The following is a 12465-nucleotide window of genomic DNA, read 5'->3' on the forward strand; positions in this document are numbered from 1 at the left end:
GCGCCGACACGACGGCCGGGGGCCGCAAGCTCACCCGCCCGGAGGAACGTTCCGCCCAACACGCCCTCCCCCCGACGGCCCTCCCGGCGCCGAAGAGGGCCCGGATCAGCACCCGAGGGGCAGCCCGCCCGGCACCGGATGGGCAGCCCGCGTGACCCGGACGACCTTGCCCCTCGCGCGCCCCAGGATCTAGGGTGAATGCGCTTTCACGAGCCTCGTGATCGCCTTGCCCGGCGCAGGACCGCCGGGCCGGTACCAGCACCCGCACCGCCGGACGCGGGGCTGCGGAAGAAGAAGCGGACGGACGGTGGGTCCAGTGAGCGCCCCCACGGTGTACGACGTCGCCGAGCGGTCGGGCGTCTCCATCGCCACGGTCTCCCGGGTCTACCGGAACCCCGATTCCGTACGCGCCCAGACCCGCGAGAAGGTCATGGAGGCGGCCCGCGAGCTGGGGTACGTACCGAGCGGCAGCGCCCGGGGCCTGGCCAGCCGGACAACGGGTGTGCTCGGGCTGTGCTTCCCCGACTTCGTGGACCAGGACGCCGAGGCCGCCGCCGCCGCGAGCGACGCGGACGACGACCAGGCCGTGATGCTCTACTCCGACCAGGTCATCCGGGGCATGGAGCGGGCGGCCCGGCGGCACGGCTACGCCCTGCTGATCGCGGCCTCGCTGGACGGCGGCCCGGAGAGCCTGGTGGCGAAGGTCGCGGGCCGGGTCGACGGCTTCGCCGTACTGGCGCAGACGGTGCCGACCGAGGACCTGGAGGTGATATCGCGTCGGCTGCCCGTGGTGATGCTCTCCGGGCCGCGCGAGATCGACCACCTGGACCACATCGTGGTGGCCAACGCCGAGGGTGAGCGCGAGCTGACCCGCCATCTGATCGAGGACCACGGGCTGCGCCGGCTGGCGTTCATCGGCGGCGAGGAGAATTCCCCGGACGCCCAGGCCCGGTTCCGGGGCTTCCAGGAGGCGTGCCGGGACGCGGGCCTTCCGGTGCCCTCCCGGCCGGAGGTGCGCGCCGGGATGATGACGCAGGCCGAGGGCGCGCTGGCGGCGGACGCCCTGCTGGACCGGTCGGAGGGTACGGGGGTGGAGCGGCCGGAGGCGATGCTGTTCGCCAACGACCAGATGGCGGTCGGGGCGCTCCAGGCGCTGGAGCGGCGCGGGGTGCGGGTGCCCGAGGACATCGCCGTGACCGGGTTCGACGGGATCCCGCTGAGCCGGATCGTCCGCCCGCCCCTGACGACCGTCCGCCAGCCGATCCGGCACCTGGGCGAGCAGGCGGTGGAGCTCCTGGTCCAGCGCCTGGCCGACCCGGGCCGCGCCCCGGTCTCGCTGGAGCTGCCGGTCTCGGTGACACGGAGGGCGAGCTGCGGCTGCGGCTGACCCGGGCGTTCTGGGTGCTTTTGTACGCATATGTAAGCCGTGTTTTTCACACAGGGCGCTGACTCGGGGCCGGCAGGGCATAAGCACTGCCTACCTGAGGAGGCTGTGGTGAGCGACAGAACGGGACTGGCCCCAGTGCTGACGGCTGCGCGGGAAGCCGCACCGGTGAATTCGGTCGATGTCGTGGCGCGCGATCTGCGCACCAGGTTCGGCGCGCGGTACGTGTCGTTCCTTTTCGTGGACCTGGTCGGCAGCCGCCTGCTGCGGGTCAACGACATGACCGGCGCCTCCCGTGGCGAGGACCGGACCGAGAGGGTTCCGCTGGAGGGCAGCGGCATCTACGACAAGGTGCTGCGTTCTCAGAAGGTGGTGCAGGAGGACCAGAACGGGCGGGGTCAGCGCATCCTCGCCCCGGTGACCAACCGCGGTGACACCATCGGCGTGCTGGAACTGTTCCTCGACGCCGTCACCGAGGAAGTACTGGCACAGATCGAGGACGCCGCGCTCGCGCTGGCGTACATCATCGTCACCGACCGCCGCTTCACCGACCTCTACCACTGGGGCAACCGCTCCACGCCGGTCAGTCTGGCGGCGGAGATCCAGCGTCAGCTGCTCCCGTCCGCCGCCTCCTGCGACGCGGCGGAGTTCGCCCTCGCCGGGGCTCTGGTCCCGGCCGCCGACATCGCCGGGGACACCTACGACTACAGCCTCGACAACAGCGACCTCCATCTGTCGGTCACCGACGCCATGGGCCACGACGTCAACGCCTCGCTGATCGCCACCCTCGTGGTGAACGCCTCGCGGGGTGCCCGTCGCGCCGGGGCGGAACTCGCCGAGCAGGCCCGTCAGATGCATCAGGCCCTCCTCGACCACGGGAAGAGCACCTTCGCCACCGGCCAGTTGCTCCGCATCGCCCTGGACGGGAGCCGCGCCCAGCTCGTCAACGCCGGCCACCCCGCGCCGCTCCGGCTGCGCGACGGCTCGGTCGAGGTGATCGCCCCGCGGGTCGACATGCCCTTCGGCTTTCCGCCCCAGGGTCCGTACGAGATCCAAGGCCTGGACCTGCGCCCCGGAGACCGGCTCCTGCTGTACACCGACGGCGTGCAGGAACGGGAATCGGCCTCGGTCGACCTGCCCGACATACTGCTCCGAACCGCCGCCGAGCACCCGCGTGAGGTCGTCCGCACGCTCGTCACCGCGGTCGCCGACGCCTACGACGGCCGCCCGCCCAAGGACGACGCGACCGTCCTGTGCCTCGACTGGCGCGGCCCCCGGAGCGAGCCCCGCGAACGGGAGGCCTGAGCCCGCGCCGGGCGGCACCCGGCACCTGAGCCGCACCCGGCCCCTCAGGCACCCGACCCCTCAGGCACCCGGCCCCTCAGGCGGCCGGGGCCAGCCGCTCCCCGAAGAACCGCGTCCGCCGTGCGTCCAGTTCGGCCGCCTCGGCCACCATCCCCCGGTACGCGAAGTGCCCCGCCGTCAGCACCTGGAGCTCACGCTCCCCGGCCAGCGCGTTGTGTACGGCGAACTGCCCCGGCGGCGGCACCGACGGGTCGAACAGCGCGGCCGCGACCAGCGTGGGCAGCGTCAGCCGGGTCGCCGCCGTCGCCGCGTCGAAGTAGCGCAGGACCTCCGTGATCTCGGGGTGTGCGCGGTGGTGCGCCCGGACCGCCTCGCCGCTGCCCGCGCAGGGCAGGGTCAGCCGCAGCGGGTGGTTGCCGAAGGTGGGGACGGTGAGCTGGGCCGCGCCGAAGCGGTCGTCCCAGGGCAGCGCGAGGGCCCCGAGCCCGCCACCGAAGCTCTCGCCGAGGTAGCCGAGGCGGGGCCCGCCCGGCTGCCCGGCCGCCGCCAGCTCCGGCGCCAGCGCCGTGAGGGCGGAGGCGGCGCACCACAGGTCGGCCGCGCAGTCCCCGATGACGTACGACGTGCGGGAGCCGATGCCGTGCAGGACGTGCGCGTCGGCCAGGTCCGGGATGCCGTCCACCCGCCCCCGCTCCCCCATGCCCCGTACGCACGGCAGGATCACGGCGGCCCCGGGCAGCGGCGCCGGCAGGTCCCGGCCGGGTCCCTGGCGGCCGCCGTACCCGTGCCCGACGACGAATCCGTACCGCACAGGACCCTCGGCGGGCAGCGCGAGCCAGCCGCCGAGGCGGACGCCGCCCACGGACGTGAAGGCGACCCCGTGGACGCGGACGCCGTCGCGCTCCTCCTCCACCGGGCCCAGGACCGGCGCCGGGTCCACCGCACGGGCTCGCGCGTACCGGCCGCGCCAGAACGCGTCGAAGTCGTCGGGGGCGGGCGGGGCGGGGACGTCCAGCAACGCGTCCGGCGCGTCGTACCCGTAGGCCGGGTCGAACGGGAAGTCGTGGGAGAGCGCGACGGATGAGGCCATGCGGCGAGGGTAGACGCCGGGTCGTCGGCGGAACGTTCGCCTCCGGGGCCCCTCCGGGGCGACGAATCGGTCACATCGCCTGTTGTTCTACAAACGCCGCGTTTACGGTTCAACGACAGGACGCCGAGAAGTCGGGCGACAAGACGCCGGGATGTCGGGCGCGTTGCACGAGTGTGACCCACCACCCTCTTGCGGATTGCCGAACGTCTGGCGCAGAGTGATGTATGCGCTTACAGGCAGCGCATACATAGCGCATAGCGCAGCATCCGGATTGCTCAAGGAGGAGCCCTCCCATGTCCCGCATCGCCAGAACAGCTCCCGCCGGCATAGCGCTCGCCCTCGCCGTGACCCTCTCCGCCTGCGGCTCCTCCGGCGGCGACGTCGCGGCCGACGAGAAGCAGACGCTCACCGTGTGGGCCATGGGGGCCGAGGGCGAGAAGCTCGCGGACGTGGCCGAGGTCTACGAGAAGGCCAACCCGAACATCACGGTGAAGGTGACCCCGATCGGCTGGGACGTCGCCCACCAGAAGCTCGTCTCGGCAGCGGCGGCGGGCACCCTGCCCGACGTGGCGCAGATGGGCGGCAGTTACATGGGCGAGTTCGCCGAGCTGGGCGTGCTGGAGCCGGTGGACACCAAGGTCTTCGAGAAGAAGGACTTCTTCCCCGCGGGCTGGGAGCAGGGCGAGGTGGAGGGCACGGCGTACGGCGTGCCGTGGTACGTCGACACCCGCGTCCTCTACTACCGCACGGACCTGGCCGAGAAGGCGGGCGTGAGCAAGGCCCCGGCCAACTGGCAGGAGCTCCAGGACCTGGCGGGCGCGTACCAGGAGAAGGCCGGTACGAAGTGGGGGCTGTCCATCCAGCCCAGCGGCCTGGACACCGTGCAGAACTTCTACTCCTTCCTGTACTCGGCGGGCGGCGAGATCGTCGACGACCAGGGCGAGGCGGTCATCGACAGCCCGGAGGCGGTCAAGGCGCTTAAGGAATACGGCAGTTACTTCGACAAGGGCCTCGCCAACAAGTCCGTCCAGCCCGGCTACGACGTGGTGAAGGACTTCGGCAACGGCCGGGTCCCGATGTTCTTCGGCGGCCCCTGGCACGTGACGCTGCTCAACGAGGGCCAGCCGCAGATCAAGGGCAAGTGGGCCATCGCCCCCGTCCCGGCGGACGCCTCGTCCACCTCCATGGCCGGCGGCTCCTCGCTCGTCGTGTCCAAGGACAGCGAACACAAGGCGGCGGCCACCGAGTTCATCCAGTACCTGACCGACACGAAGGGCCAGGCCGACTGGTACGAGCGGACGAAGGACCTGCCCGCCAACACCTCCGCGTGGGAGTCCGGCACGCTCGCCGACGACGCCGACCTGCAGACCTTCAAGAAGCAGATGGACACCGCCAAGTCCTCGCCCTCCCTGGCCAACTGGACCGAGATCACCGACAAGGTGGACCAGGCCATCGCCAAGGTGACGCAGGGCAAGGCTTCCGCCGAGGACGCGCTGAAGACGGCGCAGTCCGAGATCGAAGGCCTCGTGAAGCAGTAGCCATGAGCACCTCGACCACCACGACCGAGAAGGCCGCGCGGCCCGCGAAGGCGGGGGCGGGAGCATCCGCCGCCCCCGCCCCGGGCGGCGGCCGCCGCAAGCGGACGCTGGGCATGCAGAACGCGGCGGGCTGGCTGTTCTCCACCCCGTTCCTCGTCCTGTTCGCCGTCTTCATGGCGTTCCCGATCCTCGCCACGCTGGCGATGAGCTTCACCGACTTCGGGCTGCGCAATGTGACGCGCCCGTGGGAGGCGGAGTTCATCGGCTTCGAGAACTACGTCGAGCTGTTCGGCGACGAGAAATTCCTCAAGTCCCTCTTCAACACGGGGTACTTCGTGGTCGTCGGTGTGCCGCTGACGATCGGGATCGGGCTGGTCGTCGCCGTCCTGCTGAACAACGGCATCGACCGGGCACGGACCTTCTTCCGGGTCGGCTTCTACGCCCCGGTGGTCACGACCATCGTCGCGGTGGCCGTGGTCTGGCGGTTCGTCCTCGACCCGAGCGACGGGCTGATCGCCGGCCTCTTCTCCGAAGTGGGCTGGACGGCACCGGACTTCCTCGGCTCGGAGGCGCTGGCGATGCCGTCGCTGATCGTCATGGCGGTCTGGCGGAATGTCGGCACGGTGATGGTGCTGTTCATCGCGGGCCTCCAGGCGATCCCCACCGAGGTGCGGGAAGCGGCGAAGCTGGATGGTGCGAGCGTCTGGCAGGAGTTCCGGTCGATCACGATCCCGCTGCTGCGCCCGACGGTCCTCTACGCCACGGTGATCACGACGATCGGCTACCTCAACGTGTTCGAGGAGCCGTTCGTGATGACCCAGGGCGGCCCGTCCGACTCGACCCTCACGGTCTCGCTGAACATGTACCGCGAAGGGTTCAACTTCTTCCACATGGGCTACGCGAGCGCCATGGCGTACGTCCTGTTCGTGGTGATCATGGGCATCACGGTGCTCCAGCTCCGACTGCTGAAGGACAACACGAAATGAGCGCCACCAGCAGCGCCCCGGTCAAGAACCTGGACAAGGGGCCGCGCGGAAAGCGGAGCGTCGCTCGCCCCTTGACCTACGTCCTGCTCTCGCTCGGCCTGCTGGTCATGTCGGCGCCCTTCCTCTGGATGGGGATCTCCGCCTTCAAGACCCAGAGCGAGCTGTCGGCGAGCCCGCCGGTGTGGATCCCCACCGAGTGGACGCTGACCAACTTCCGGCAGCTGCTCGACAAGCTGGACCTGCCTCTGTACTTCATGAACTCGGTGATCGTGGCGGTCCTGGTGACCGTCTCGAACCTGGTCTTCTGCTCGATGCTCGGCTACGCCCTGGCGAAGCTGAACTTCGTCGGCCGCAACAAGATCTTCGGCCTGGTGCTCGGTGCGCTGATGGTGCCCGGCAACCTGATGCTGCTGCCGCTGTTCGTGCTGATGAGCAAGCTCCAGCTGATCGACAGTTACGCGGGTCTGGTGCTGCCGTTCGCCGCCGGGGCCTTCGGGGTCTTCCTGATGCGCCAGTTCATGCAGTCGATCCCGGACGAGCTGCTGGAGGCGGCCCGGATGGACGGCGCGAGCGAGTGGTACATCTTCTGGCGCATCGTGATGCCGCTGGTGAAGCCCGCGCTCGCGACGCTGTCGATCTTCACGTTCCTGGGCTCCTGGAACAACTTCGTCTGGCCGCTGATCGCGACCAACGACCCCGAGAAGTACACCCTTCCGGTCGCCCTGGCGACCTTCGCCACCGACCCCAACAAGGCGGGCGGCTCCAACGGGATGCTGATGGCCGGGGCCTTCCTGATCGTGCTGCCGGTGCTGGTCGTCTTCATCGCGCTGCAACGGCACTTCACGCAGGGCATCGCCACGGCGGGCATGAAGTAGCGCCCCCGCCGCAGCACTTCACATACAGCGACCGCGCCACACCCCTCCAGGCACCCCAGCGCGGCCACACCCCCATCCCCACACCACCACCAGAAAGACATGTCGCGATGACGAACACCCCTGCCCCGAACCGGCCGGCGACGACGGCTTCCGTACCGTTCCCCGAGGGCTTCCTCTGGGGCGCGTCCACGGCCGCCCACCAGATCGAGGGCAACAACACCGACTGCGACTGGTGGGTCAAGGAGCACGCCGCCGGCACCCACATCGCGGAGCCGAGCCTGGACGCCTGCGACAGCTACCACCGCTGGCCCGAGGACATGGACCTGCTGGCCTCGCTCGGCTTCACCGACTACCGGTTCTCCATCGAGTGGGCCCGTATCGAGCCGGTCGAGGGCCGCTTCTCGCGGGCCCAGCTCGCCCACTACCGAAGGATGGTGGAGGGCGCGATCGAGCGCGGCCTGCGCCCGATGGTGACCCTGCACCACTTCACGGTCCCGCAGTGGTTCGAGGCGCGCGGCGGCTGGACGGCCGAGGGGGCGGTGGAGCTGTTCGCCCGGTACGTGGCGGCCTGCGCCCCGGTGATCTCCGAGGGGGTCTCCCACGTCTGCACGATCAACGAGCCGAACATGATCGCCGTGATGGCGGGCCAGGCGAAGCGCGGCGACAACAGCTTCCCGCCCGCCGGCCTGCCCACCCCCGACGACGAGACGACCGCGGCCGTCATCGCCGCCCACCACGCGGCGGTGAAGGAGGTCCGGGCCCTGGACGCCGGCATCCAGGTCGGCTGGACCATCGCCAACCAGGTCTACCAGGCCCTCCCCGGCGCGGAGGACGTCACCGCCGCCTACCGCCACCCGCGCGAGGACGTCTTCATCGAGGCGGCGCGCGGCGACGACTGGATCGGTGTGCAGTCCTACACCCGTACGCGGATCGGCCCCGACGGACCGATCCCGGCGGCCGACGACGTCGAGCGGACGCTGACGACGTGGGAGTACTACCCGGGCGCGGTCGGCGAGGCGCTGCGCCACACGGCCGAGGTGGTCGGGGACGTGCCGCTGATCGTCACGGAGAACGGCATCGCGACCGCCGACGACAGCCGCCGCGTCGACTACTACACGGGCGCTTTGAGCGAGGTCGCCTCGGCGCTGGAGGACGGCCTCGACATCCGGGGCTACCTGGCATGGAGCGCGCTCGACAATTACGAGTGGGGCACGTACAAGGCCACGTTCGGCCTGATCGCGATCGACTGGGAGACCTTCGAGCGCACCCCGCGCGACTCGGCGAAGTGGCTGGGCTCGCTGGGCCGTACCCGCGAACTCCCGCGGACGGAGGCCTGATTCACCCGCGCGTTCGCGCGCCCTCGATACGGGGAGCCACCTGACGGCTCCCTCCGGCCCGGGAGCCGGCGGAACCTGACGACCGCCGGCTCCCGAGCCGCCCCCGCACGAGCACTGTTCCCCTTTCCCCCTTCTGCCACCAGGAGCCGGACCGATGGACCGTCGCACGTTTCTCACCGCCGCAGGGACCGGGGCCGCGGCCCTGTCGCTCGGAGCCGTGACAGCCCCCGCAACAGCAGCAGCCGCCCCCGCCGACCCGCGCCTCCTGCGGACCTGGTTCCGCGACACGTACCGCTCGATCGAGGCGATGACGACCGACTTCGGCCTGGTCACCGACAAGATCGACCTCAGGGGCGCGGGAGCCCCCGCCCAGTCCCGCCAGACATCCCCCACCAACATCGGCTGCGGCCTGTGGTCGACGGTGGCCGCCGCGGGCCTGGGCGTGATCGGCGAGGGAGCGATGCTCCGGTCCCTGACCCGTACGGTCACGGCGGTGGAGAAGCTGGAACGCCACCACGGCTTCTGGCTCAACTGGTACGACGCGCACGACGGTTCGGTGCTGACGGAGTGGCCCGGCACGGGCGACCCGGTCCGCCCGTTCCTCTCCTCGGTGGACAACGCGTGGCTGGTGACGGGCCTGCGGATCGCCGCCGACGCGGCCCCGGCACTACGCCCGCGCATCGACCGCATCCTGGCCACCGCCGACTGGTCGTACTTCTACACGCCGTACGACCCGGCCGACCCGGTGGCGGGCCCCGGCCAGCTCCGGGGCGGCGTCTGGACGGACACGGACGAGCCGACCCCGCACCACTACGGAGCACTCAACACCGAGCCTCGCATGGCGAGTTACCTGGGCATCGCGGACGGCTCGCTCCCCGGCGACCACTACTGGCACCTGCTGCGCACGATGCTGCCGGAGCACGAGCAGGAGCAGAAGCCGGGCGGCGGTCACGTCACGGTCGACGGCGTACGCGTATGGAACGGCCACTACACGCATCGCGGCCGGAAGGTGGTCCCCACCTGGGGCGGCTCGATGTTCGAGGCGCTGATGGTGCCGCTGTTCGTGCCGGAGCCGGAGTGGTCGCCGCGCGCGTGGGGCGTGACGCATCAGCGTTACGTACGCGGCCAGATCGACCACGGCCTGCGGGAGGCGCGGTACGGCTACTGGGGCTTCTCCCCCGCCAACGTCCCCGAGGACGGCTACCAGGAGTACGGGGTGGACGCGCTCGGCATGCAGGTGGACGGCTACGCCTCCAACACGGACCGCACGCACACGACCGACGGCGATCCGCTCCCGCCCCCTTCGGCGTTCACCAACGGAGTCGTCACCCCGCACGCCTCCTTCCTGGCCCTGCCGTACGCCCGCCGGGAGGCGGTGGCCAACCTGCGTTCCCTGGAACGGGACTTCGGGGCGTACGAGGAGGGGCTCGGCTTCCGGGACTCGGTGAACGTGTCGACGGGCCGGGTCAGCGACTTCATGCTCGCGCTGGACCAGGGGATGATCGCCGCGGCTCTGGCCCAGGAGCTGCGGCCGGGTCTGCTGCAACGCCCGTTCCGCACAGGGGGATTCCGCTCGCGCGTGCGGCCGCTGCTGGAGCGGGAGCGGTTCTCGATCTGAGAGGGCTGCGGAAGGGGCCGGGCCTATGGCCCTCCGGCCCCCTCCAGCATGCGCCGCTGATGCTCGCGCCCGATCGTCTCGTAACCGATCACGGTCACGAAGGGCGCGAGCATCACCACGATCAAGCACACCGCCAACGGCGCTCCCGTCACGGCCAGCAGGCAGGCCGCCAGCAGAACCGCCAGGGTCAGGCCGATCAGCAGCAGGTGGAAGCGGTCCCCCGCCGAGAGCAGCAGGGTGTGCAGCAGGAAGACCACCAGGAGGTAGAGGGCCACCGGGAGGGCCAGGGCGAGGACGACGGTCGTCTCGGGGATCTCCGCGTGGTGTTCCAGGTAGAGGCCCGCGACGTGCAGCCCGGCCCCGGCCCCGGCGACCCCGATGAACAGGGGGATGTGGCCGTAGCCGAAGAGGTACCCCCGGTTGCGGCGACGCTCCAGGATGTCGCCGAACGGGGTCGTGAAGTAGACCCACCACATGCCGAAGGTCAGACCGACCCCCGCGACCACGACGGCGATCGCGTTCCCGGTCCAGGCCGTGCCGTCGGCCCCGCCCAGCAGTTCGCCCGATGAGGCGACCGTGCCGACCACGCTCTCCCCGAGCACGATGATCGCGAACAGGCTGTACCGCTCGGCCATGTGATGCGGGTGCCACGGCGTGCCGCCCGCCGCGCCCTGGGCGAAGACCGGCAGGGCCAGTTCCAGCGCGCCGAGGACGACGAACGCCGCGAACACGACGTAGACCGGCAGTCCGACGAAGGCCAGGACGACCCACCCGACCTGGGCGATCACCGTCCAGCGGATGTTGGCCAGGCACACGCCCCGGAACTCGGGTGCCTCCCGGGCGGCACGCGCCCACTGGAACACCATCGCGATCCGCATCACGACATACCCCGCGACCATGGCGCGCAGTTCGAGGTGACCACCCTCGTCGACGGAGTGGAACATCGCCGGGAGGCCGAGCGAGAAGACGACGACCCCGATCATCTGGACCATGGTCAGGACCCGGTAGAGCCAGTCGTCGGTGGCGAAGGCCGAGGCGAACCAGCTGAAGCTGATCCAGGCGACGCTGATCGCGAACATCGCCATGACGAACGCGGTGACCGCGTGCGCCAGGTGTCCCTCGGCCAGCAGCTCGGCGAACTGGGACGACGCCGTACCGACCGCGACGACGAAGGTCAGGTCGAACAGCAGCTCCAGCGGGGAGGAGACCCGCCCGCCCTCCTCGGGGTCGCGGCCGGTCATCGGGACGAGCCGGCGCCTACGGGCGCGCCTGCCGTGGTCGTCGTCTTTCCGCGGATTCTCAGGCATACGGCCATCATTTCTGACGACACGTCAGGCGGATGGACGACACGCGCTGTGTACGGCAGCCTCAGGCGGGGGTCTCGGTGTAGTGGTGCTCCCCCTACTCCGACTCCAGGCAGCCGTTGACGGTGCTGCCGAAGTGAATCCGGTGCGGCGTGCGGCCGTGCGCGTCCAGGCGTTCCCACGACTCCCCGCGCTCGATGAGGGTGTGGCCGCAGGGGTCGCGGGCTTTGCGCCGGAGCCGGTACGGGGTGCGGCCGTCCTCCATGTCACCGAAAGCCGGGGAGCGACACCGGCCGGACGGGAAGCGCATCCCCGCCCTGCGGCCTGCCACGGGCCGACGGCGGACCGTCGGGCTCTCAGGGCCGGCTCAGCGCCCGTTCGATCGCGCGGCGGGCCCGGTCCGCGGCCGACCGGTCGTGCTGGAGCTGCATGGCCGCGTTCAGCGCCAGTCCTGCGGCGATGATCTCGAACAGGGCCTGCTCGACGTCGAACCCGTCCGGCAGTTCGGCGTTCTCCACCGCGGCGGCCAAATCCGTCCGCAGCTGGTCACGCCAGCGCGACCAGACCTCGGCCACCGCATCACGGACCCGGCCGGGGCGGCCGTCGTACTCGGTGAGCGCCGCGGTCATCAGGCAGCCGCCGGGCAACAGCGGCTCCTCCAGGTAGCCCACGGAGTTGGAGCACACCGCGCGCAGCCGCCGCAGGCCCGGGGGTTCGCCCAGCGCGGGCTCGACCACCCGGTGCCAGAAGTCCACGAACGCCTTGTCCAGCGTGGAGATCTGCAGTGACTCCTTGGTGCCGAAGTGCTTGTGCACTCCGGACTTGCTCATCTCCAGCGCCTCGGCGAGCCGGCCGATGGTGATGCCGTCCAGTCCTTCTTCCGAGGCGATCTCAGCGGCGCGGCTGAGGATCCGCCCCCTGGTGGCCTGCGCTTCGGCTACTGAGCGGCGTGGAGACATGCGCCGATCATAGCGTACGAGCGTCCTCTATTGATTAGAGTACGACCGTACGCTAAATTGGTCGACGTC

General features: G+C 70.7%; 11 protein-coding genes. 7 read left to right on the forward strand and 4 right to left on the reverse strand.

Annotated elements, in window-relative coordinates; translation table 11 throughout:
- Positions 1–316 precede the first annotated feature (316 nt).
- Together IE134_RS00100 and IE134_RS00105 are read left to right on the forward strand one after the other, a co-directional pair.
- On the forward strand, positions 317–1387 hold the full coding sequence (locus IE134_RS00100) for a LacI family DNA-binding transcriptional regulator (protein WP_030711342.1): 1071 nt from the start codon (positions 317–319) through the stop codon (positions 1385–1387).
- A 105-nt stretch (positions 1388–1492) separates the two neighbouring features.
- Positions 1493–2689 carry a PP2C family protein-serine/threonine phosphatase gene (locus IE134_RS00105; protein WP_189429318.1) on the forward strand — a complete coding sequence of 399 codons (1197 nt, stop codon included), beginning with the start codon at positions 1493–1495 and terminating at the stop codon, positions 2687–2689.
- A gap of 76 nt (positions 2690–2765) precedes the next feature.
- On the opposite strand, the gene IE134_RS00110 is transcribed toward IE134_RS00105, so the two are convergent.
- The gene (locus tag IE134_RS00110) at positions 2766–3779 is read right to left on the reverse strand and encodes an acetylxylan esterase (RefSeq protein ID WP_030711338.1); all 1014 of its coding nucleotides are present in this window, start codon (positions 3777–3779) and stop codon (positions 2766–2768) included.
- 293 nt (positions 3780–4072) lie between these two features.
- Between IE134_RS00110 and IE134_RS00115 the strand changes: the two genes are divergently transcribed.
- The 5 genes from IE134_RS00115 to IE134_RS00135 all read left to right on the forward strand — a co-directional run bounded on the left by IE134_RS00115 (position 4073) and on the right by IE134_RS00135 (position 10133).
- Positions 4073–5317, forward strand: coding sequence for a sugar ABC transporter substrate-binding protein (locus IE134_RS00115; protein WP_030711336.1), 1245 nt, complete (start codon positions 4073–4075; stop codon positions 5315–5317).
- A gap of 2 nt (positions 5318–5319) precedes the next feature.
- Entirely contained in the window at positions 5320–6303 is a 984-nt protein-coding gene (locus IE134_RS00120; RefSeq protein WP_032783311.1) for a carbohydrate ABC transporter permease, read from the forward strand.
- A complete protein-coding gene (locus IE134_RS00125) occupies positions 6300–7178 on the forward strand; it encodes a carbohydrate ABC transporter permease (protein WP_030711332.1) in 879 nt (292 codons plus the stop codon). Before IE134_RS00120 ends, IE134_RS00125 begins: the two co-directional genes overlap by 4 nt.
- 107 nt (positions 7179–7285) lie before the next feature.
- On the forward strand, positions 7286–8515 hold the full coding sequence (locus IE134_RS00130) for a glycoside hydrolase family 1 protein (protein ID WP_030711330.1): 1230 nt from the start codon (positions 7286–7288) through the stop codon (positions 8513–8515).
- 154 nt (positions 8516–8669) lie between these two features.
- Complete coding sequence (locus tag IE134_RS00135) at positions 8670–10133, forward strand: glucoamylase family protein (protein WP_098894799.1); 1464 nt, start codon at positions 8670–8672, stop codon at positions 10131–10133.
- Between the two features lie 23 nt (positions 10134–10156).
- Here IE134_RS00135 and IE134_RS00140 read toward each other — a convergent pair whose 3' ends face one another.
- The 3 genes from IE134_RS00140 to IE134_RS00150 all read right to left on the reverse strand — a co-directional run bounded on the left by IE134_RS00140 (position 10157) and on the right by IE134_RS00150 (position 12396).
- Complete coding sequence (locus IE134_RS00140; protein WP_098018028.1) at positions 10157–11374, reverse strand: low temperature requirement protein A; 1218 nt, start codon at positions 11372–11374, stop codon at positions 10157–10159.
- Between the two features lie 160 nt (positions 11375–11534).
- Entirely contained in the window at positions 11535–11702 is a 168-nt protein-coding gene (locus tag IE134_RS00145) for an NIPSNAP family protein (RefSeq protein ID WP_158717126.1), read from the reverse strand.
- A gap of 91 nt (positions 11703–11793) precedes the next feature.
- Positions 11794–12396, reverse strand: coding sequence for a TetR/AcrR family transcriptional regulator (locus tag IE134_RS00150; RefSeq protein ID WP_030711324.1), 603 nt, complete (start codon positions 12394–12396; stop codon positions 11794–11796).
- Between the last annotated feature and the right edge of the window lie 69 nt (positions 12397–12465).

It is taken from the genome of Streptomyces rubiginosohelvolus (genome assembly GCF_014649875.1).
Taxonomy (GTDB): domain Bacteria; phylum Actinomycetota; class Actinomycetes; order Streptomycetales; family Streptomycetaceae; genus Streptomyces; species Streptomyces rubiginosohelvolus.

Excerpts from the sequence above, each read along its gene's own strand:
- IE134_RS00110 (WP_030711338.1), bottom strand. The coding sequence starts at position 3,779 with ATGGCCTCATCCGTCGCGCTCTCCCACGACTTCCCGTTCGACCCGGCC.
- IE134_RS00115 (WP_030711336.1), top strand. The coding sequence starts at position 4,073 with ATGTCCCGCATCGCCAGAACAGCTCCCGCCGGCATAGCGCTCGCCCTC.
- IE134_RS00120 (WP_032783311.1), top strand. The coding sequence starts at position 5,320 with ATGAGCACCTCGACCACCACGACCGAGAAGGCCGCGCGGCCCGCGAAG.
- IE134_RS00125 (WP_030711332.1), top strand. The coding sequence starts at position 6,300 with ATGAGCGCCACCAGCAGCGCCCCGGTCAAGAACCTGGACAAGGGGCCG.
- IE134_RS00130 (WP_030711330.1), top strand. The coding sequence starts at position 7,286 with ATGACGAACACCCCTGCCCCGAACCGGCCGGCGACGACGGCTTCCGTA.
- IE134_RS00135 (WP_098894799.1), top strand. The coding sequence starts at position 8,670 with ATGGACCGTCGCACGTTTCTCACCGCCGCAGGGACCGGGGCCGCGGCC.
- IE134_RS00140 (WP_098018028.1), bottom strand. The coding sequence starts at position 11,374 with ATGACCGGCCGCGACCCCGAGGAGGGCGGGCGGGTCTCCTCCCCGCTG.
- IE134_RS00145 (WP_158717126.1), bottom strand. The coding sequence starts at position 11,702 with ATGGAGGACGGCCGCACCCCGTACCGGCTCCGGCGCAAAGCCCGCGAC.
- IE134_RS00150 (WP_030711324.1), bottom strand. The coding sequence starts at position 12,396 with ATGTCTCCACGCCGCTCAGTAGCCGAAGCGCAGGCCACCAGGGGGCGG.